This window comes from Lichenicoccus sp. (genome assembly GCF_965276875.1).
Taxonomy (GTDB): domain Bacteria; phylum Pseudomonadota; class Alphaproteobacteria; order Acetobacterales; family Acetobacteraceae; genus Lichenicoccus.
This window is the reverse complement of sequence record NZ_OZ255701.1, coordinates 1,736,865-1,755,078: the sequence shown is the minus strand read 5'-3', so window position 1 is coordinate 1,755,078 and position 18,214 is coordinate 1,736,865. Positions and strand designations below refer to the sequence as shown.

The following is an 18,214-nucleotide window of genomic DNA, read 5'->3' as shown; positions in this document are numbered from 1 at the left end:
CTCGCGATTCGTTGATTGATCCTGCGCAAGCTGGGCGCTATGTCGCAGCTTCATGCCACCGCACGAGACTTCCGATCTGGCCGAACCCGTTGCGGCCGATGCAGCGTCGGGCAGCCCGCTTGCCGCCTATCGCGAGCGCCTCGCTAAGGGCCTGATCGAGCCGGATCCGGAGCAGGAAAGGGTCGCCGCCCGGCTGGACGACCTATGCGAGGCATTGCGCACCCGCAAGCCGCCACTGCGCCCCTTGCAACGCCGGTTCGGACGGTTGCTCGGCCTTGCGTCGGCGTCGGCCCCGCCGCGCGGCCTCTATATCGTGGGCCAGGTCGGTGGCGGCAAATCCATGCTGATGGACCTGTTCTTTGAGCGGGCCCCGGTCGCGCGCAAGCGGCGTATCCACTTCCACCGCTTCATGCAGGACGCGCATGGCAGGCTACACGCAATGAAGCGCGCCCATCCAGAGATCACCGACCCGATCCCGCCGCTGGCCCGTTCGATCGCAGGCCAGGCCTGCCTGCTCTGCTTCGACGAGTTCCAGGTCGGCGACATCGCCGATGCGATGATCCTGGGCCGGCTGTTCGAGGCGCTGTTCGCGCAGGGGGTGGTGGTGGTGGCGACCTCGAACACCCGGCCCGAGGACCTGTTCCAGAACCGCCCCGGTCGGGACGCCTTCAAGCCGTTCATCGCCATCCTGCGGCGCGAGATGGACACCCTGCTGCTCGACACCGGCCGCGACTACCGGCGCGGCGGCCTGCGCGGCCTGGTGACCTGGCACACGCCGATCGATGGGCGCGCCGACACACGGCTCGATGCAGCGTTTCTACGCCTGTCCGCGGGGGCGACGCCGACACCGGTGACGCTGACGGTGATGGGCCGGCGTTTGCTGGTTGAGCAGGCGGCGGGCCCGGTGGCGCGTTTCGATTTCGACGCACTCTGCGGCCGTCCGCTGGGGGCTGGCGACTATCTGGCGCTCGCCCGTCGCTTCGAGGCGCTGGTGCTGGACGCCATACCCCGGCTCGGGCCGGAGAATTTCGACGTGGCACGGCGCTTCATCGTGCTGGTGGACGCCCTGTACGAACAGAAGGTCAAGCTGATCGCCTCCGCCGAAGACCAGCCGGACCGCCTCTATCAACGCGGCGAGGGCGCGGACGCTTTCGAACGCACCGCCTCGCGTCTCGAGGAGATGCAGGGACGGCGCTATCTTGCGACCCCGCATCTAGGCCCGGATTGAGCCCACCCTTGCCCACCCGACTCCCTCGGTCTAGCACGGGGCACATCAACTCGGGGAAATCCCATGGCACGCAACAAGATCGCGCTCATCGGCGCCGGCAATATCGGCGGCACCCTCGCCCACCTGATTGGCCTCAAGGAGTTGGGCGACGTCGTCCTGTTCGATGTCGCCGGCGGGGTTGCCGCCGGCAAGGCGCTTGATATCGCGCAATCCTCGCCGGTCGACGGCTTCGACTGCGCGCTGTCCGGCGGCGCCGACTATGCCGCCATCGCGGGTGCCGACGTGGTGATCGTCACCGCCGGCTTCCCGCGCATGCCGGGCATGTCGCGCGATGACCTGCTGGCCAAGAACGCCGAGGTGGTCGGCCAGGTGGCGGCCGGCATCAAGGCGCATGCCGCGGATGCCTTCGTCATCGTCATCACCAACCCGCTCGATGTCATGGTCGCGGTGATGCAGGAGAAGTCCGGGCTACCCGCCCACAAGGTGGTGGGCATGGCCGGTGTGCTGGACAGCTCCCGCTTCAGGCTGTTCCTCGCTCAGGAGTTCGGCGTCTCGGTCGAGGACGTGACCGCCTTCGTGCTCGGCGGCCATGGCGACACCATGGTGCCGCTGATCCGCTACTCCACCGTCGCCGGCATTCCGGTGCCCGACCTGATCAAGATGGGCTGGAGCACCCGGGAGAAGATCGACGCCATCGTCAAGCGCACCGCGAACGGTGGCGGCGAGATCGTCAAGCTGTTGGAGCGTGGCTCGGCCTTCTACGCGCCGGCGGCCTCCGCCGTGGCGATGGCGGAGAGCTACCTGCGCGACAAGAAGCGGGTGCTGCCCTGCGCGGTGAAGCTGAACGGCGAATACGGCCAGCACAACTTTTATGTCGGCGTGCCGGCGGTGATCGGGGCCGGTGGGGTCGAGCGGATTGTCGAGGTGTCGTTCACGCCAGAGGAGCAGCAGGCCTTCGAGGCGTCGTGCGGCGCTGTCAAGAAGCTTCTCGCCGACTTCCGCGCGCTGGGCGTTTAGCTCGAGACGGCTCGGTTCTTGCAGTCACATTTTGCAGGACCCCTTCCATGCGTCCCAAGCAATGCTGCCAGAGCCGAATACACGCGACGGTGGTGACGCGTTGAGACTATCTCTCTCCTGTCCGGTCCGATGCTAGGAGATCTTTGATGGCGAGCGCCGATCAACTCGCAACAGCCTTCAGCGGCGCCAACGCCGCCTACGTGGCGGAGCTCTACGCCCGCTGGACCACCGATCCCGCCGGCGTCGACGAGGACTTCGTCACCCTGTTCAGCAGCTTCGACGAGGAGGCCGCCGCCGTCGCCCATGACGCGGCGGGACCGTCCTGGATGGCGCGAGCAGCGACGCTCGACAAGCCGGCGCCTGCTCCCACCTCTGCCCCCGATTCCGTCACTGAGGAGAGCGTACGCGCCGCCGCCGACGACAGCCTGCGTGCGATGCAGCTCATTCGCGCCTACCGCGTGCGCGGCCATCTCGACGCGCGGCTCGACCCGCTCGGCCTGCAGGTGCCGAAATCGCACGCCGACCTCGATCCCGCCACCTATGGCTTCGGCCCGGACGATCTCGAACGCAGGGTTTATCTGGGCCGCGTCGCCGCCGGCCTGCTCGGCGTCGACACCGCCCCGGTCGGCGCGTTGCTGGCCGCTATACGCAGCACCTATTGCGGGCCGGTCGGCGTCGAATACATGCACATCCAGGATCCGAAGCAGCGCGCCTGGATCCAGGGCCGCATCGAGTCCGGAGACTGGCGAACCAAGTACGCCGCCGAGAACAAGCGTGAGATCCTTGATCATCTGACCGAAGCCGAGGGCTTCGAGGCGTTCTGCCAGAAGCGTTATGTCGGCACCAAGCGATTCGGCCTGGAAGGCGGCGAGGTCGCCATCGCCGCGCTGCACGCGATCATCGACCAGGCAGCCCTCGACGGCGTGCGCTCCATTCATATCGGCATGCCGCATCGCGGCCGGCTCAACACGCTCGCCAACATAGTACGCAAGCCCTACACCGCGATCTTCAGCGAGTTCGGCGGCGCCTCGTTCAAGCCTGACGACGTCCAGGGCTCCGGCGACGTCAAGTACCATCTCGGCACCTCGACCGACATGGAGATCGCCGGCCATCAGGTGCATCTGTCGCTGCAGCCCAACCCGTCGCATCTTGAGGCGGTCGATCCGGTCGTCGTCGGCAAGGTGCGCGCCGGCATGGACATGATCGGCGACACCCACAACCGCCGCTCGATGATGGCGCTGCTGATGCACGGCGACGCCGCCTTCGCCGGACAGGGGCTGGTCTACGAGACGATGGCGATGAGCCAGCTCATCGGCTACCGCACCGGTGGGACGGTGCATCTGGTGGTCAACAACCAGATCGGCTTCACCACGGTTTCGGCGCATGCCTATTCCGGTATGTACTGCACCGATATCGCCAAGGCGGTGCAGGCGCCGATCCTGCACGTCAATGGTGACGAACCGGAAGCGGTGGTGTTCTGCGCGCGGCTGTGCGCCGCCTACCGCCAGGAGTTCGGCTCCGACATCGTGCTCGACATCGTCTGCTATCGTCGCCACGGCCATAACGAGAGTGACGAGCCGGCCTTCACCCAGCCGACCATGTACAAGGCGATCCGGGCGCGTCCGACCAGCCGCACGCTCTATGCCGAGCGCCTCGCACGCGAGGGCGCGGTCTCGGCCGAGGAGTCGGCCACCATTTGGGACGGCTTTCAGGCCAAGCTCGAGGACGCCTACAAGGCCGCCCAGGCCTACCGCCCGAACAAGGCGGACTGGCTGGAGGGAAGCTGGGCGGGCATGAAGCAGCCGGCCCGGGTCGGGCGCGCCCAGGACGAGCCGACCGGCATCTCCGATGACGTGCTCAATCAGGTGGGGAAGGCTCTCTCTACGGCGCCAAAGGACTTTGACGCCAACCCAAAGATCGTCCGCCAGCTCGAAGCCAAGCGGCAGATGTTCGAAAGTGGGGAGGGCATCGACTGGGCCACCGGCGAGGCGCTGGCGTTCGGCTCGCTGCTGGTCGAGGGCCACCGGGTGCGTCTGTCGGGCGAGGATTCCCAGCGCGGCACCTTCAGCCAGCGCCACGCGGTGCTGGTGGACCAATCCAACCAGAACGAATACGTGCCGCTGAACAATATCTGCCCCGACCAGGCCAGCATCGAGATCTACAACTCGCTGCTGTCCGAGTTCGGCGTGCTCGGCTTCGAATACGGCTACTCGCTGGCCGATCCGCGCACGCTGGTGCTGTGGGAGGCGCAATTCGGCGACTTCGCCAACGGCGCGCAGGTGATCATCGACCAGTTCATCGCCTCGGGCGAGACCAAGTGGCTGCGCATGTCCGGCCTGGTGATGCTGTTGCCGCACGGCTACGAGGGGCAGGGGCCGGAGCACTCCTCCGCCCGCCTTGAACGCTATCTGCAGCTCTGCGCCGAGGACAACATGCAGGTCTGCAACATCACCACCCCGGCGAACTATTTCCACGCCCTGCGCCGCCAGCTCAAGCGCAGCTTTCGCAAGCCGCTGATTGTCATGACGCCAAAATCGCTGCTGCGACACAAGCTCGCGGTCAGCCCGCGCGCCGAGATGCAGGCCGGCACCTGGTTCCTGCCGGTGATCGGCGAGGTTGACGCGCTGGCGCTGGCGCCGGCCCCGGATGTCCGTCGCGTCGTGCTCTGTTCGGGTAAGGTCTATTACGACCTGCTCGCCGCCCGGCGCGAGCAAAAGCGCAACGACGTCGCCATCCTGCGCCTGGAGCAGCTCTACCCGTTTAGCGACGAGGCAGTGGGCGAGGCGATCGCGCCCTACCGCAACGCCTCGGTGATCTGGTGCCAGGAGGAGCCCGAGAACATGGGCGCCTGGTCGTTCGTCGACCGACGTATCGAGCAGGTGCTGCGTCGTATCAAGCACAGGGCCGGCCGGCCGCTCTATGTCGGGCGCCCCGCGGCGGCCAGCCCGGCGACCGGGCTCGCGCGCACGCATGCGAGCGAGCAGGCGGCACTGGTCGACGAGGCGCTTGGTCTGGAGGCGGATCCGCCGCTGCGCGCCAGGGCGCCGGTCTCCGATGCCAAGGCCAGCCTGGGTCTCGACCTCGGCGTCGAGTAATTCTAAACGCTGCGCGGCCAAATAACTAAGGGATTGCAATGTCTGCCGAGATCAAGGTTCCGACGCTGGGTGAGAGCGTCACCAGCGCCACGGTGGCGCGTTGGCTCAAGCAGCCGGGCGAGCCGGTCGTGGTCGATGAGCCGGTTGTCGAGCTGGAGACCGACAAGGTCAGCGTCGAGGTGGCCAGCCCTGAGGCCGGCGTGCTCGGCAGTCATGCCGTGGGCGAAGGCGGCGAAGTGGAAGTGGGCGCGCTGCTGACCACTGTGGAGGGTGGCGCTGCCGCGCCGAAGCCGCAGCGTGAGGCCGCCAATCCCGTTGGCGGCATCAACCCGCCGCCGCGGTCCAGCGGCCCGGTGGCACGCCCGGCGACGCCGCCCTCGGACGTGGCCGGCGGCCATGCCCCGCTCCCCGCCGCCGCGAAGATGATGACCGAGCGCGGCGTGCAATCCGCCGAGATCGGCACCGGCACCGGCAAGGACGGGCGGCTGACCAAGGGTGACGTGCTCGCCTTCCTCGAACGCCCATCTGCACCCAAGCCCAAGCCCGCCCCCGCCGCCCCACGCACCGACGATGCGCGCGAGGAGCGGGTCAAGATGACGCGCCTGCGCAAGACCATCGCCGGCCGGCTGAAGGACGCGCAGAACACCGCCGCCATCCTGACTACCTTCAACGAGGTGGACATGAGTGCGGCGATGGCGATGCGCACGCAGTACAAGGACGCTTTCGAGAAGAAGCATGACGGTGCCCGCCTGGGCTTCATGTCGATCTTCGTGCGCGCCTGTGTCGCGGCGCTGGCCGAGTTTCCCGCCGTGAACGCCGAGATCAACGGCGACGACGTGATCTATCGCAAGTTCGTCCATATGGGCATCGCCGTCGGGGGTGCTACCGGCTTGGTGGTGCCGGTGCTGCGCGACGCCGATCGCATGGGTTTCGCCGAGATCGAGCGCGGTATTGCCGGCTACGGCAAGCGCGCGCGCGACGGCTCGCTCAAGCTCGACGAACTCACCGGCGGCACCTTCTCGATTACCAATGGCGGCATCTACGGCTCGCTGATGTCCACGCCGATCCTCAACCCGCCGCAATCGGCGATCCTGGGCATGCACAAGATCCAGGACCGGCCGATCGCTCTCGGAGGCCAGGTGGTGATCCGGCCGATGATGTATCTGGCCCTGTCCTATGACCACCGGATCGTCGACGGCAAGGAGGCGGTGAGCTTCCTGGTGCGCGTCAAGGAAGGCGTCGAGGATCCGCGCCGCCTGCTGCTGGGGCTCTGAACATCATGGCGATTGAAATCAAGGTCCCCACGCTGGGCGAGAGCGTGACCACCGCCACGGTCGCGCGCTGGCTCAAGCAGCCGGGCGAGGCGGTCGCCGTCGACGAGCCGGTGGCCGAGCTCGAGACCGACAAGGTCAGTGTCGAGGTGGCGGCCTCCGAAGCCGGTGTGCTCGGCGCGCATGCCGTCGAGGAAGGGGCAGAGGTCGAGGTCGGCGCGGTGCTTACCACTGTCGAGGCTTCGGACAACCCCGCACCAGCCCCCAAGGCCGCCCCCAAGCCCGCCTCCGACGCGTCGCCCGCGACCTCCTCCACGCCCGCCAAGGCACCACCGCCAGCGCCGACCGCGGCCCCCGCGGCCCCCGCACCGGAGGTCGGCGAGACCGACTACGACTTGATCGTGATCGGCTCCGGCCCGGGCGGCTATGTCTGCGCACTCCGAGCCGCCCAGCTCAAGCTGAAGGTCGCCTGTGTCGAAAGCCGCGCCACCCTTGGCGGCACCTGCCTCAATATCGGCTGCATTCCGTCCAAGGCGCTGCTGCAATCCTCGGAGAACTTCTCCGAAGCGGCACACGGCTTCGCCGACCACGGCATCGTCATCGACTCCGTCAAGCTGGACCTCGCCCGCATGCACCGGCGCAAGGCCGGCGTCGTCGACGCGAACGTCAAGGGCGTGGAGTTCCTGTTCAAGAAGAACGGCGTCACCTGGCTGAAAGGACGTGGCAAGGTCGCGGGCCCCCACCAGGTTGAGGTCGATGGCAAGAGTTTTTCCGCCAAGACCATCGTCATCGCCACCGGCAGCGACACGGTCTCCCTGCCGGGGGTTGCGATCGACGAGAAGACCATCGTCACGTCCACCGGCGCGCTCGAACTGGAGCAGGTGCCTAGGCACCTGGTGGTGATCGGCGGCGGCGTCATCGGGCTTGAACTCGGCTCGGTCTGGAAGCGCCTGGGCTCGGATGTCACCGTCATCGAATATCTCGACCGCATCGTCCCCGGCATCGACAGCGAGGTGGCGAAAAGCTTCCAGCGCGTGCTCGCCAAACAGGGCCTCGTCTTCAAGCTGGGGCACAAGGTCACCAAGGCCGAGACGACTGCGTCCGGCGTCACCCTGAGCGTCGAGCCGGCCCAAGGCGAGCAGGGTAAGGGCGGCAAAACCGAGACAATTACGGCGGATGTGGTGCTGGTCGCCATCGGCCGCCGTCCGGTCAGCGAGGGGCTCGGCTTGGAGGAGGCCGGAGTTGCGGTCAATGCCCGCGGCCAGATCGAAACCGACGCGCACTTCGTCACCTCGGTGCCGTCGATCCGTGCCATCGGCGACGTCATCGCCGGCCCCATGCTGGCGCACAAGGCCGAGGACGAAGGCGTCGCGGTGGCCGAGATGCTGGCCGGCCAGGTCAGCCACGTGAACTACGATGCGATCCCCTCGGTGGTCTATACCTGGCCCGAGGTTGCCGCCGTGGGACGCAGCGAGGACGAGCTCAAAGCGGCCGGCGTCGATTACGCGGTCGGCAAGTTCCCGTTCACCGCCAACGGCCGCGCCCGCGCGATCGGCAACACCGACGGCTTCGTGAAAATCCTGACCGACAAGGCGACCGACCGAATCCTGGGCGCGCATATCCTCGGCCCGGACGCCGGCACGCTGATCGCCGAGCTGGTCACCGCCATCGAGTTCGGCGCCAGCGCCGAGGACGTGGCCCGCATCAGCCACGCCCACCCGACGCTCAGCGAAGCCGTTCGCGAAGCCGCCCTCGCCGCCGACGGGCGCGCCCTGCACATCTGAGGCGCAACCAGCCGGCCCCGCATCACGTTCGCTCAGGCATGACCCAGGACACCGACCTACTACCCGGACGCCTGCTGCGTCGGCCCGGCCCTCCCGCGGCGGTGGAGGACTTCCCCGGCGTCGACATCCGCGATGAACGTCTCGCTGTGGTCCTCTCCCCCGACGCATCCCTCCTCCTCCTCTATGAGGGCACCTTGCACGGCGAGGGCACGATCTGGGATCCCGCGCATGACCGGCTGGTCTGGTCGGACGTCTCGAACCGGCGCCTGCTCGCCTGGCATCCGGACGGCCATGTCGATGTCGTCATCGACGGCACCTATTTCATGAACGGCAACGCGCTCGATTCCGACGGTCGCCTGATCCATTGCGAACACGGTCGCCGCTGCATCAGCCGCTCAGACGAAGACGGCGGCGCGCTGCCGATCGTCACGCACTACCAGGGCAAGCGGCTGAACTCGCCCAACGACGTCACCGTCGCTGCCGACGGCGCGATCTGGTTTACCGACCCGACCTTTGGCTTATTGATGCCAAGCCAGGGGAGCCTCGTCACACCGGAACTCGACCATCGCAGCGTCTATCGCTTCGACGAGCAGCATGGCGGCTTGCAACGTATGGCCGATTTCCAGCAGCCCAACGGACTCGCGTTCTCCCCCGACGGACGCACGCTCTACGTCTCCGACACCGCGCTCTCGTTGGGCGAAATCCCGCACTGCAAGGCCGGGGAAACCCACGAGATCATCGCCTTCGACGTCGGCGACGACAGCACACTCTCAAACCGGCGCCCATTCTGCCAGACCGAACACGGCTACCCCGACGGCTTCAGAGTGGACCGGCGCGGCTGGGTCTGGACCACGGCCGGCGACGGCATCCACATCATCGCCCCGGACGCGACCGGCCTCGGCTTCATCGCCACCCCCGAGACACCCTCGAACTGCGCCTTCGGCGGCCCTGAGATGACCCGCCTGTTCATCGCCGCCAAAAGCTACCTGCTCGCCATCGACCTCGTCGAATAACTCGCCAGTACTGCTCAGTAGGCTTGCCGATTGGTTGCCGCCCTAGGCTCATACAACGGCAGTAAAACCGAGTCGCAGATACAATCTTTCGGCACCGGAAGGGTTGTCATGTTCGACTTTTAGATCGAAGTGTTCCGCACCTCTTGCACGGAAGACGGTGAAGGCATGAAGCAACAGAGCCCGGCCAACGCCTCTGCGCCGCCATGCCGCAGAGACAGCTAAATCTTTCAGAAAGGCGGTGGTCCAACACTGACCAAGGCCAACGATTTGATCCTTCTGGTCCACAGCAAGGAAGAAGACCTGCGGGTCGTACTCCGCGTCACCAAGCAAAGTCGACCACCACTGTTCGTATGAACCAGCCCGACCACCGCCATCCTTGTATGCCTCGACGAGAAGCCGATGGGCCATCCTGCTGTGCAGTTTAGCTTCGAACCGCTTCAATTGAGATCCGGCTGGCCATGTCGGCTTGGGGATATCTTCACGGAGATCTTTTCTGAGGTGGGTATATGGCGGCCCATTCATGGTTGGTCGTTCAGACACTTCCGTCGTCCCTGGTAAGCCTCTAGGCCAACTAACAGCTGGCGGAATATAGGCTCGAATCGTCGCAATCTGGCGTTGAGAGCCGAGCGTCCAGGCTACGTTTCCAGACAACGCGGCGGCGGCATGGGTGACCCGTGGTCAGTCCCCCAGGACCTTATACCAACCGTCCTAGACATTGACCTCTGCCCAATGCCGTGTCCCGATTGACTGGATACGTGTCGGATCGGCGATCAACCAATTCCATGCCACCCGACAGGCCTCAACAATGTCGGCATAGCTACCCCAGACGGTGGCGCAGAGCTTGTTTTGCCGCAGGTAGTCCCAGACATTCTCCATTGGGTTTAGCTCGGGGCTGTAGGGCGGCAGATGAAGCAGCCTGATGTTGTCGGGAACCTGTAGGTCAGCGCCCGGCTGGTGCCAGCCCGCGCGGTCGCAAAGGAGCACTGCAACAGCGCCAGGTGCCACCTGCGTGCTGATTTCAGCCAAGTGCAGGTTCATCATTTCTGTGTTCGCTGCGGGTGTGATCATCGCAGCCCCAGCACCGCGCTGTGGACAGATTGCGCCGAAGATGTACGCTGAGTCGTGGCGGTTATCGCGCACCATTAGAGGCCGTGCGCCGACTGGCGCCCAGACATAAGCGTGCGTGCCCTGCTGGCCGACCCGAGCTTCATCTTGCCACCAAATTTCAACCGGCATACCTATGGCCGTGCCGAGCAGCGCTTGCTTCAGCAAGGAACAGAAGTTTTTTTAAAAGCCTCCTCGGCTGCTGGGTCCTTTTTCGGGTGATAGGGACGCGGTTGCAGGCGGGTTAGCCCAAGCTTGCGTAACCATTTTCCGACGGCACGTTCCTGAACGACGACCCCAAAGCGGCGGGCAACTTCGTCACGCAAGTCGGCACAACGCCAGCGCACCACATGGTGGAGCTCGGGATCTGGACCCGCGAGCACCAGCGCTCGCAGCTCCTCCATCTGCGCCGCCGTCAGCTTCGGTGCCGGGCCCGGAGCACAGCGTGATATCAGGCCGTCCACGCCGAGCTCGTTAAAGCGATGCACCCAGTCACGTAGCGTTTGCCGATCCATGCCAGCTTGCCGGGCGGCATGCTCGCGACTGCCGCCATCCAGCACCATGGCGATGGCCAAAAGCCGTCGGCTCTGCGCCGCATCCCGGCTCCTGACCGCCAAATCACGTAGCCCAGCCGCGTCATACTCCATTCGGGTAATTGCTACCGCCATATTGAACCTCCAAAGCCGCGAACCGGCGGCAGCATCAGAGAATCAGACCTCGCGCCTCTTGGGAATCCCTGCGAGTCAGGCACCAGGACGATTGGTATTACCAGGCCACGACGGCCTCGTGTGGAACCAGCAGACCGGCATCTGCCTCAGCCGCGAGCAGGGCGGTTTCTTTGGCCGCTTCATCCACGTCATCGAAAATGCCTGGAAGCGTATCTGACCATGTTCTATCACAGCAGGCGCGTCATGTTCGCCCTTATGCGCACAGCCGGCCTCCTTGATGCTGGTCTCGTCGACCGAGCGAGAGGTGCCGCGGGCCTGGACCATAGGCGGCTTCTCGGAGGGCAGGTCTTCAACTTGGCTCTTCCAGGATCGCGGCGGCGGCGGCGAAGGCGCCGTTGGCTGCCGGTATGCCGCAATAGACTGCGCTTTGCAGGATCATTTCCTTGAGCATGGCGGCGCCCATGCCGTGCGCCAGCGCGGCGCGGACATGCATCCTGAATTCGTCCTCGCGGTTAAGCGCGATCAGCATGGCCATCGTCAGCAGCCGGCGCGTGACCTGGTCGAGACCGGGGCGCGTCCAGATCTCGCCCCAGGCGACACGCGTGATCAGGTCCTGGAAGTCGGCGGTGAATTCGGTCGTGCGGGCAGTCGCGCGCTCGACATGGGCATCGCCCAGCACGTCACGGCGGGTCTGCATGCCCAGCGCATGTCTCTCGGCGTCCTCCATCAGAGGTGCTCCAGCAGGTGTTCCCGCAATGCGTCGTTGAAGACGGCGGGACATTCAAGGTTCGACAGGTGCGCGGCATCGATGATCAGCAGCCGGGCGCCGGCAATGCCCGCGGCAAGGGCCTCAGCCAGGGCCGGGGGCGTGGACTCGTCGTGACTGCCGCCGATCACCAGTGTCGGGCTCGCGATCGCGCCCAGGCGCGCGGTGAGGTCGGCGTCGCGCAGCGCCGCGCAGCAGGCTGCGTAGCCGTCCGCCGGCATGGAGACCAGGCGGCGCAGAAACTCCGACGCGACGTCTGGGTGCGCCTTGCGGAAATCGGGGCCGAAGAACCGCCCGATCACAGCCGGCGCCACGGCCGCCATGCCCTGCGTCCGGACGAGCGCCTCGCGCTCCTGCCAGGCAACATGCGAACCGATCCGTGCCGCGGTGTTGGCGAGCACCAGCCGGTCGACGCGTTCGGGCGCCTCGATGGCCAGCCATTGCGCGATCGCACCGCCGAGCGAGATGCCGCAGACATGCGCGCGCCGCACGCGGGCGTGGTCGAGGATTACCAGCGCGTCGCGGCCGAGCCGGCCCAGTGTAACGGGGGCAGAAGGGGCGCAGGTGTCCCCATGTCCGCGCAGGTCGGGCACGATCATCCGGAAATCTTGGGAGAGGGCGCGGATTTGCGGCGTCCAGAGCGTGCCGTCGCAGCCGAGCGAGTGCAGCAGCAACAAGGGCGGCGCGTCCGTCGGTCCGACCAGGCGCGCCCGCAGCACGGCTCCGTCATCGGTGCGCACCTCGATATGTTCGCGGCGGTACAAGGCCGCCGCGACGAGAGCCTCGCTCTCGCCCGCATCGACGCCGACACCTGCGGCGGCGAGGTTGGCTTGCATGCGCGCCGGGTCGACTTCGAGCCCCTCGATGACCGGCAGCATCGCCGCAATCGCGCCATGTGCGAGGCAGAACAGGTCGGCGAGGATCGGTGCCTCCGCCTGCCAGCCGCCGAGCCCGCGTTCGTGCTCCTGGCTCATCCCCCCCATGATGCCGGCGGCGAGCCCGGGCGCGCGCACCGCCGCCGACAGCGCCACCTGGCAGCCGGTGGGATTGCGTTTGTGGGCCAACGCCGACGAGCCGCCGCGACCGGGTGTGCGCGGCTCGAAGGCTTCGGCAACCTCGCCTTGGGCCAGCAGGGCGATATCGCGCGCGACCTTGCCGACGGCGCCGACCACGATCGCGAGCGACACCGCAAGACCGGCGATGCCGTCGCGGCGGCCGTGCCAGGGCAGCGCCGGGGAGGCCAGCCCGAGTTCGACGGCAATGGTCGCGGCAATGGCGGCGCCATGGCCGGCGAGGCCGGCGCGGGTCCCGGCGGCGCCGCCGAACTGCACGGCGAGCGCGCAGCACGCCTCGCGCCGCAGCCGGGCGAGCGCCTGATCGAGGCCGCACATCCATTGCGCCGCCTTCAGTCCGAACGTGACCGGGAGTGCTGCCTGCAGCAGCGTCCGGCCGGTCATGAGTTGCCCGTCATGGCGGCGCGCGTGCGCCGCGAGCGCATCCGAGAGCCGTGCGAGATCGCGCGCGATGAGGTCGATGCCGGCGCTCGCCTGCAGCATCAGGGCGGTGTCGGCGAGGTCCTGGCTGGTGCTGCCCAAGTGGACAAAGCCGGCATCGTCGCCCGCAAGTGCGCGCAGATGTGCCACCAGCGGGATCGCCAGCGTGCCGGCATGCGCCGCCGCAGTCGCCAGCGCCTCGATCTCGATGCCGGGAGACGCGCAGAGCGCGCGGAGTCGCGTGGCTGCATCGGCCGGGATCAGCCCGGCTGCGGCCAACGCGCCGGCCAGGGCGGACTCAAACCGCATCGCCGCGTCGAGCAGCGCGCGATCGGAGAATATCTCCAGCATCGCCACGCTGGCGGCGGCGCGATCGCGGAGCAGGGTGCTCATGCCGACCGGCCGCTAGATGTCGAAGAACACGGTCTCGCGCTCACCCTGCAGCACGATGTTGAAGCGCCAGAGGCTGCCTTCGAGGCGCGCTAGCAGCGTGCCGCGACGCGCCGGAGGCACCAGGGCCAGGATCGCGTCGTCCGCGTTTTCCGGGGCGTCGGCGAAATAGGCACGGGTCACCAGACGCTTGTTCAGCCCGCGGCCGAGCACGCCGATGGCGATATGCGGCGCCTGCGGCCGGCCGTTGGGTCCGGCCGCGGAGCCGGGCCGGAGCGTGTGTACACGCCAGTCGCCGTGCTCGTCGGTGCAGGTGCGCCCGAAGCCGACAAAGCCGGGCGGCGCCATGCGGCCGTCCGGATCCGCCTGCCAGGTCTCGATCAGTGCGTCCGGCACCGGCGTGCCGGCGCCGTCAAATACGCGGCCGCCGACTTCGATCGCCGGATGGTCCAGCCCCGGCCCGCTCACCAGGTCGCCGCCACCCTTCCAGGGCAGCGCAAAATGAAAGAAGGGACCCGTGGTCTGCCATGGCGTCTGCTCGAATGGAGTCTGGCCCAGGTCGTCCTGCATGCTCAGTCCTCGAACGGCGTGGCGGCGCGCCCACGCAGCACGATATCGAACCGGTAGCCGAGCGCCCAGGCCGGTTGCGTCAGCGCGAGATCGACACGTGCCACCATCCGCCCGCGGAACGCTGCCGGCACCGCGCAGGCGATCGGATCCATCTCGATCAGCGGGTCGTCCGGGAAATACATCTGCGTGATCAGCCGCGTCGCAAACGCCGGCCCGAGCAAGGAGAGATGGATGTGTGATGGGCGCCAGGCATTGTGGTGGTTGCGCCAGGGATAGGCGCCCGGCCTGACCGTGGTGAAGCGGTAGCCGCCGTCTGCGTCGGTGACGACGCGGCCCATGCCGGTGAAGTTCGGATCCAGCGGCGCGTCCCACTGATCGCGATGGTGGAGATAGCGACCGGCGGCGTTGGCCTGCCAGATCTCGATGACGGTATGCGGCACCGGCCGTCCGTCCTCGTCGCGCACCCGGCCGCCGATCACGATACGCTGGCCGATGGGCGCGCCACCATGCTGGGCGGTCAGGTCGGCCATCGCCTGACCCATCAGCGCCGCCCAGTCGGTGGGCCCGGTGGTTTCCGTCGGCGTTTGCGGGATGCGGATGAGTGCATGCAGCGGCGCGCGCAGGAGGGTCGAGGCATAGGCGGGCGACAGCGATGGCGGCTGCCCCTGGTCCTCGCGGCGGAAGAAATCCTGTTCCATGGTCTAGTTCAACGGCAAGCCGACATAGTTTTCGGCGAGTGACGTCTGTGCCGCGCGCGAGGTGCGCAGATAGGCGAGTTCCGCCATCTGCATCCTCCGGTCGAAGCCGCAGGTCGTCGGGAAGCGATGGGTAATGGAGGTGAACCACCAGGAGAACCGTTCAACCTTCCAGACGCGATCGAGGGCACGCGCGGAATAGCCATCGATGCCACCCGGATCGTTCTCGTGATAGAACAGGCCGAGCGCTTCGGCGAGCATGATCACGTCCGACACGGCGAGGTTCATGCCCTTGGCGCCGGTCGGCGGCACAATATGCGCCGCGTCGCCGGCCAGGAACAGCCGCCCGTGCCGCATCGGCTCGATGACGAAGCTGCGCAGCGGCGCCACCGTCTTCTCGAAGGAGGGACCGCGCACGAGCTGCCGCCCGACATCGGGGCCGAGCCGCAGGCACAATTCGTCCCAGAAGCGCTCGTCCGGCCACGCGGCGATGTCCTCATCCACGTCGCATTGCAGATAATAGCGGCTGCGCGTCGGCGAGCGCATACTCGCAAGCGCAAAGCCGCGCTCGTGATTGGCATAGATGAGCTCGTGATTGGCTGGCGGCACGTCGGCGAGGATGCCGAGCCAGCCGAACGGATAGATCCGTTCGAAGCTGCGCGTCGCCGATTGCGGCATGGTGCCGCGGGCGATTCCGTGGAAGCCGTCGCACCCGACGATGAAATCGCAGTCGAGATGGAAGTACCGGCCGTTGGCCTGCCACGTGACTGAGGGCGTCGTGTCGATATCGTGCAGAACCACGTCGCTGGCCTCGAAGACGATCTCCAGACCGCAGGCCTCTGCATGGTCGAACAGATCGCGCATCACCTCCTGCTGGCCATACACGGTGACGCCGTCGCTGCCGGTGAGATCCGCCATGTCGATGCGGAACATGGCGCCGTCGCAGGACAGGTTGGTGCCGGTATGGATCACGCCTTCCCGACGCAGCCGTTGCGCAATGCCGAGCCGCGCCATCAGGTCGGTGGTGGTGCGCTCGAGCACCCCGGCGCGCACCCGGCCCTCGATATAGGCACGGTCGCGACGCTCGAGGGCGACGGCGTCGATCCCGCCGGCGCGTAGCAGGTGCGCGAGGAACATGCCCGCGGGGCCGGCACCGATGATGGCGATCTGTGTGCGCATCGCCGAACAATGCCGCGCGGCCCAGCGAAAAACGATGGACAGCGTCGCCCGGAAGTTGGACTTTCCAAACAAAGATGGCGAGGAAGCCCGCCTTGCAGCAGCGCGCAGCCGTGCCGTCATTTTTCCTGTATGGCGAACCGCGTCGCAGCGTCGGCCCACGGTTCCTGCACATCGAATCGCTCGAAGCCCGCAGCCGGCCGACCAACTGGCGGATCCGCCCGCACGCGCATGCCGAGCTGCACCATCTGTTCCTGATCACCCACGGCAGCGGGCGGATGGAGACGGACGGCATGACGACGCAGTTCCTGGCACCCTGCCTGCTCACCATGCCGGCGCGAACCGTGCACGGCTTCGGCTGGGAGCCAGAGACGCGCGGGCAGGTGCTGACACTTGCGGATTCCTACCTGCACGACCTGCTCGGCCGCGAGCCCGCCTTCGGTGTGCTGTTCGAGCGTCCTGCCTGCCTGCCGGTGGCAGACTCGGGGGGAATCGCCGGCCGGCTCGTGGATCTCGCGCGCGAGCTGGTCTGGTCGGCGCCGGGCCATGCGGCTGCCGTCGATGCCTATCTGCTGATGGTGCTGGTCGCGGCGCTGCGGCTGCGGGCGCGCACGCAGGAGGCGGCCGCCCGCCCGACCCAGGCAGCCCGGCGCGTCGCCAGGTTCCGCGAGGCGGTCGAAGCGCACTACCGTACTACCATGGCGGTCGACGAGTATGCAGCGCTCCTGTGCATGACCGCCGCCACCCTGCGTCGCGCCTGCGCGCGGGTCGCCGGTTGCCCGCCGGCCAGGATCATCCAGGATCGGCGTTTTCTCGAAGCGCAGCGTTCGTTGCTCTACACCAACATGACTGTCGCCGAGGTGGCCGCCTCGCTCGGCTTCGAGGATGCCGCCTATTTCACCCGCTTCTTTACCGTCCAGGCGGGACAATCGCCCAATCGGTTCCGACTGCGTCGCGGCGAGCCCCCGATATCTACGGCCACGCCGCGAAGGTCGCCGGCGCGGGCTTGAGCCGGTCGGCGCTGCGGCGCTGGAAGCTGCCCGGTGACTCGCCGGTCAGACGCTTGAAGAACCTGTTGAAATAGCCGGGGTCGCGAAATCCCAGGCCGTAGCCGACCTGCTCGACCGACATCGCGCCCTGCCGCAGCGCCGCGCGCGCTTCCTCAAGCAGGCGCGCATGCACCAGGTTGAGGGGGGTCTGCCCGCCCAACCGTAGGCAGGTCTCGTGCAGGTGGGCGGTACTGACGCCGAGCCGCTCGGCGTAATCGGAGACGCGAAGATGATCGCGATAGTGCACCTCGATCAGCCGGCCGAAGCGCTGCAGCATGGTGTGGCCGGAACCGCCCTGCGCGTCCTGCGTGTCGGTCCAGCGCCAGAGCTGCAGGATCAGCAATCCGAGCTGCAGACCCATCGCGGCGCCGGCCCCTGCCTTGATCTCTCGTGATTCCTCCACCAGCGCCTCGAAGCAGGGCAGCAGCATCGGCAGCCTGGTTGTCAGCAACTCCGCCCCGATGATGGTGGTGCGCTTGAGCGAGGGTTGCCGGTGGGCGGCGAGCATCGGGTCCGAGGCGACGCGTTGGACGAAGGCGGCGCTGATCCGCGCGCTGTAGCCTTCGCCGCCGGCGCCGAGCCGAAGACTGCCGCGTGCCGCAGGCGGCAGCCATACCAGCGCCGGCGCCGGCAGCGTGCGGTCGTCCTCGTTCGGTCCGCAGAGCACGGCGCGGCCTTTGACGAGCAGCACGGCGTGGCAGGCGGGCTCGGGAGTCTGGACGAAGCACCAGACCCGCACCGACAGGGCGGCGGTCATGTGCTCGGCAACGATGGCAGAGGCAGCGTCCACAAGCCGTGACCAGAGAAAAGTGCAAGACGTTTTGAATCTAGTGCATTCCGTCTGCCTGTCCAGCCGGCATTAATTGGCTCCAATCCGGTCAAAGTACCGGACGGG

The 18,214-nt window shown here is 67.2% G+C and carries 16 protein-coding genes; 8 read left to right on the top strand and 8 right to left on the bottom strand.

Going from position 1 to position 18,214, the window contains the following annotated elements; genetic code table 11:
- Positions 1 to 52: 52 nt before the first annotated feature.
- From zapE to ACQY4K_RS08435, 6 genes are all read left to right on the top strand, one after another.
- The gene (gene zapE, locus ACQY4K_RS08460; RefSeq protein ID WP_428395161.1) at positions 53 to 1,228 is read left to right on the top strand and encodes a cell division protein ZapE; all 1,176 of its coding nucleotides are present in this window, start codon (positions 53 to 55) and stop codon (positions 1,226 to 1,228) included.
- A 63-nt stretch (positions 1,229 to 1,291) separates the two neighbouring features.
- Positions 1,292 to 2,245: a malate dehydrogenase gene (gene mdh, locus ACQY4K_RS08455; RefSeq protein ID WP_428395159.1), complete on the top strand. Its 954-nt coding sequence runs from the start codon at positions 1,292 to 1,294 to the stop codon at positions 2,243 to 2,245.
- A 146-nt stretch (positions 2,246 to 2,391) separates the two neighbouring features.
- Positions 2,392 to 5,340, top strand: a complete 2,949-nt coding sequence (locus ACQY4K_RS08450; RefSeq protein ID WP_428395157.1) for a 2-oxoglutarate dehydrogenase E1 component — start codon at positions 2,392 to 2,394, stop codon at positions 5,338 to 5,340.
- Between the two features lie 38 nt (positions 5,341 to 5,378).
- Positions 5,379 to 6,614 (top strand): 2-oxoglutarate dehydrogenase complex dihydrolipoyllysine-residue succinyltransferase, encoded by a 1,236-nt coding sequence (odhB, locus tag ACQY4K_RS08445; protein WP_428395155.1) that lies wholly within the window; start codon positions 5,379 to 5,381, stop codon positions 6,612 to 6,614.
- 5 nt (positions 6,615 to 6,619) lie between these two features.
- Positions 6,620 to 8,395, top strand: a complete 1,776-nt coding sequence (lpdA, locus tag ACQY4K_RS08440; protein WP_428395153.1) for a dihydrolipoyl dehydrogenase — start codon at positions 6,620 to 6,622, stop codon at positions 8,393 to 8,395.
- A gap of 38 nt (positions 8,396 to 8,433) precedes the next feature.
- On the top strand, positions 8,434 to 9,408 hold the full coding sequence (locus ACQY4K_RS08435; RefSeq protein WP_428395151.1) for an SMP-30/gluconolactonase/LRE family protein: 975 nt from the start codon (positions 8,434 to 8,436) through the stop codon (positions 9,406 to 9,408).
- Between the two features lie 48 nt (positions 9,409 to 9,456).
- Here the strand turns inward: ACQY4K_RS08435 and ACQY4K_RS08430 are convergent, their stop codons facing one another.
- Together ACQY4K_RS08430 and ACQY4K_RS08425 are read right to left on the bottom strand one after the other, a co-directional pair.
- Positions 9,457 to 9,849, bottom strand: coding sequence for a GNAT family N-acetyltransferase (locus ACQY4K_RS08430; RefSeq protein WP_428395149.1), 393 nt, complete (start codon positions 9,847 to 9,849; stop codon positions 9,457 to 9,459).
- Between the two features lie 267 nt (positions 9,850 to 10,116).
- Positions 10,117 to 11,180, bottom strand: a protein-coding gene (locus ACQY4K_RS08425; RefSeq protein ID WP_428390468.1) for an IS630 family transposase whose coding sequence is annotated in 2 segments (ribosomal slippage) — positions 10,117 to 10,697 and positions 10,697 to 11,180 — 1,065 coding nt in all. Because the reading frame shifts where the segments join, the coding sequence is not laid out codon by codon here.
- Here ACQY4K_RS08425 and ACQY4K_RS08420 point away from each other — a divergent pair.
- Positions 11,074 to 11,397: a hypothetical protein gene (locus ACQY4K_RS08420; RefSeq protein ID WP_428396297.1), complete on the top strand. Its 324-nt coding sequence runs from the start codon at positions 11,074 to 11,076 to the stop codon at positions 11,395 to 11,397. The genes ACQY4K_RS08425 and ACQY4K_RS08420 overlap by 107 nt on opposite strands.
- A 132-nt stretch (positions 11,398 to 11,529) precedes the next feature.
- Here ACQY4K_RS08420 and pcaC read toward each other — a convergent pair whose 3' ends face one another.
- Genes pcaC through pobA form a run of 5 tightly spaced genes read right to left on the bottom strand, consistent with a single transcriptional unit; the run spans position 11,530 to position 16,273 of the window.
- On the bottom strand, positions 11,530 to 11,907 hold the full coding sequence (gene pcaC, locus ACQY4K_RS08415) for a 4-carboxymuconolactone decarboxylase (RefSeq protein WP_428395147.1): 378 nt from the start codon (positions 11,905 to 11,907) through the stop codon (positions 11,530 to 11,532).
- The gene (gene pcaB / locus ACQY4K_RS08410; RefSeq protein WP_428395145.1) at positions 11,907 to 13,832 is read right to left on the bottom strand and encodes a 3-carboxy-cis,cis-muconate cycloisomerase; all 1,926 of its coding nucleotides are present in this window, start codon (positions 13,830 to 13,832) and stop codon (positions 11,907 to 11,909) included. The genes pcaC and pcaB overlap by 1 nt, the downstream gene beginning before the upstream one ends.
- 12 nt (positions 13,833 to 13,844) lie before the next feature.
- On the bottom strand, positions 13,845 to 14,399 hold the full coding sequence (gene pcaG, locus ACQY4K_RS08405) for a protocatechuate 3,4-dioxygenase subunit alpha (RefSeq protein ID WP_428395143.1): 555 nt from the start codon (positions 14,397 to 14,399) through the stop codon (positions 13,845 to 13,847).
- Between the two features lie 2 nt (positions 14,400 to 14,401).
- Positions 14,402 to 15,097, bottom strand: coding sequence for a protocatechuate 3,4-dioxygenase subunit beta (pcaH, locus tag ACQY4K_RS08400; protein WP_428395141.1), 696 nt, complete (start codon positions 15,095 to 15,097; stop codon positions 14,402 to 14,404).
- A gap of 3 nt (positions 15,098 to 15,100) precedes the next feature.
- Positions 15,101 to 16,273 carry a 4-hydroxybenzoate 3-monooxygenase gene (gene pobA / locus ACQY4K_RS08395; RefSeq protein WP_428395139.1) on the bottom strand — a complete coding sequence of 391 codons (1,173 nt, stop codon included), beginning with the start codon at positions 16,271 to 16,273 and terminating at the stop codon, positions 15,101 to 15,103.
- 110 nt (positions 16,274 to 16,383) lie between these two features.
- On the opposite strand from pobA, the gene ACQY4K_RS08390 reads away from it, so the two are divergent.
- Entirely contained in the window at positions 16,384 to 17,280 is an 897-nt protein-coding gene (locus ACQY4K_RS08390) for a helix-turn-helix domain-containing protein (RefSeq protein ID WP_428395137.1), read from the top strand.
- Here ACQY4K_RS08390 and ACQY4K_RS08385 read toward each other — a convergent pair.
- On the bottom strand, positions 17,243 to 18,109 hold the full coding sequence (locus ACQY4K_RS08385; protein ID WP_428395135.1) for a helix-turn-helix transcriptional regulator: 867 nt from the start codon (positions 18,107 to 18,109) through the stop codon (positions 17,243 to 17,245). The two genes, ACQY4K_RS08390 and ACQY4K_RS08385, sit on opposite strands and share 38 nt — an antisense overlap.
- Positions 18,110 to 18,214: the final 105 nt, after the last annotated feature.

Coding starts and splice junctions, on each gene's coding strand:
- zapE (WP_428395161.1), top strand. CDS start 53: ATGCCACCGCACGAGACTTCCGATCTGGCCGAACCCGTTGCGGCCGAT.
- mdh (WP_428395159.1), top strand. CDS start 1,292: ATGGCACGCAACAAGATCGCGCTCATCGGCGCCGGCAATATCGGCGGC.
- ACQY4K_RS08450 (WP_428395157.1), top strand. CDS start 2,392: ATGGCGAGCGCCGATCAACTCGCAACAGCCTTCAGCGGCGCCAACGCC.
- odhB (WP_428395155.1), top strand. CDS start 5,379: ATGTCTGCCGAGATCAAGGTTCCGACGCTGGGTGAGAGCGTCACCAGC.
- lpdA (WP_428395153.1), top strand. CDS start 6,620: ATGGCGATTGAAATCAAGGTCCCCACGCTGGGCGAGAGCGTGACCACC.
- ACQY4K_RS08435 (WP_428395151.1), top strand. CDS start 8,434: ATGACCCAGGACACCGACCTACTACCCGGACGCCTGCTGCGTCGGCCC.
- ACQY4K_RS08420 (WP_428396297.1), top strand. CDS start 11,074: ATGGCGATGGCCAAAAGCCGTCGGCTCTGCGCCGCATCCCGGCTCCTG.
- pcaC (WP_428395147.1), bottom strand. CDS start 11,907: ATGGAGGACGCCGAGAGACATGCGCTGGGCATGCAGACCCGCCGTGAC.
- pcaB (WP_428395145.1), bottom strand. CDS start 13,832: ATGAGCACCCTGCTCCGCGATCGCGCCGCCGCCAGCGTGGCGATGCTG.
- pcaG (WP_428395143.1), bottom strand. CDS start 14,399: ATGCAGGACGACCTGGGCCAGACTCCATTCGAGCAGACGCCATGGCAG.
- pcaH (WP_428395141.1), bottom strand. CDS start 15,097: ATGGAACAGGATTTCTTCCGCCGCGAGGACCAGGGGCAGCCGCCATCG.
- pobA (WP_428395139.1), bottom strand. CDS start 16,273: ATGCGCACACAGATCGCCATCATCGGTGCCGGCCCCGCGGGCATGTTC.